Source organism: Acetobacter sp. DsW_059 (genome assembly GCF_002153695.1).
GTDB lineage: Bacteria > Pseudomonadota > Alphaproteobacteria > Acetobacterales > Acetobacteraceae > Acetobacter > Acetobacter thailandicus.
In genome coordinates this window covers 1-1,400 of sequence record NZ_JOPI01000057.1, presented here as the reverse complement: position 1 = coordinate 1,400, position 1,400 = coordinate 1, and the positions used below count along the sequence as shown (strand labels likewise).

Sequence of the window (1,400 nt, the reverse complement as noted above, 5' to 3'; positions counted from 1 at the left end):
TCTGCGACAGGAATGGTGGGCGCAGCAGGGATTGAACCTACGACCCCTACCATGTCAAGGTAGTTATTATTTTATATAATTATTTGATTTTATTATATAAAATTATCATCCGCATAAAGTGGTACGGATTTGGCACAGATACCGAAGTTATATACAGCTTCACTCAAGCATTACACCAGATGAAGCGGCTTAATCCGCTTCATCTGGTGTTCAGAATGCAAAAATGCATCATTCACAGGCTCACCTTCCATCGGTAAGCCTGTGAATCACAACAACACTCTCTCTGTAATAAATTAACAGGTCCTTGGCCTGGCATGGTACTGGCACCAAATGTCTGCAACAAAGCGCATCTCGTGGGTTAACCATGTCCGGCACCCGAAGATAAAAGGGCTGCGTTCTACGATCTCAGGATCATACCCCCTCCCCTGAAAACAGAGAAGGAAGGGAAGGTGAAAGATTTCACCACTTTCCGGCCAAAAATTGCCATTCCCACTCCCCGTTCAGTGCACGAATTGCTCCACTGTCGCCTGTGAAGCTTCCGGGCAGCTTCTTCTCCAGACACTGACGACGATCAGCGCATTTGTTTGTGTCATTAATGTCCGTGAGCAGGATAGCAAGATAGGTATCAATCTTTACCCGCTTACTGAGCACGTTGATTTTTTCACGGTCTCTCAATACTGCCGTGCCACCACGGTCGCCTTCATCGCAGATCTTGACTTCGATGATCGACAGGGGGGAACCGTCAGGGCCGTAAATGGCAATATCTGCGCGCCAGCCTCCCATACTGGAAATATCTGTCGAGGTCACTTCGTTCTTAAGATCTCGTATTATCCTGGTGTATTCCCGCTCGACGTGAACAGTTAGTCCATCGTTCTCGAACAGCTTCCTTGCTATCCATGAGCTTACAAATTCTTCCCGGACTTCATTATCGTAATCAAGTTTTGCCATTCTGGCGTAAAAACGTACGGCATCAGCGCCGTAATCTGCAATTTTCTGGCTGAGATCCACGAGACTGTCCTTCTGGAATCAGGAATCCTCCGGGCTGAGCCGGAAGATGCTCCAAGATAAAATTCGAGGGAGGATCGCATATGCAGGAAACATGAACAACCAAGCATCAGTCGTGTGCTGGCTACAGTCCTGTCGTACAACAAGGCCCTGTTGTCATCGCGGCACTCTCCTCCTGGAGGGTGTTATTCACTTTGTATGAGCAGTCGTATTACGTTTTTCAGCATGAAACCTGCGAAGGCAATGGTGTGCATTGCAGCGAGTATTGAAGTGCAGCGCTCCTAGTCTTCTTTCACGAGCCTTCTGTACACCGTGTCGCCCGTTGAATGGCTTTAGGCTCAGGACTCATTCTTTGAGATAGAAGATGAAGCTTGCAGCGATATGGATTGCGGACA

Annotated in this window: 1 protein-coding gene; it reads right to left on the bottom strand. The window is 47.9% G+C overall.

The window, feature by feature from the left end; all coding sequences use genetic code 11:
- Window positions 1-459 precede the first annotated feature (459 nt).
- The gene (locus HK25_RS11155) at window positions 460-1,008 is read right to left on the bottom strand and encodes a hypothetical protein (RefSeq protein ID WP_086555323.1); all 549 of its coding nucleotides are present in this window, start codon (window positions 1,006-1,008) and stop codon (window positions 460-462) included.
- Window positions 1,009-1,400: the final 392 nt, after the last annotated feature.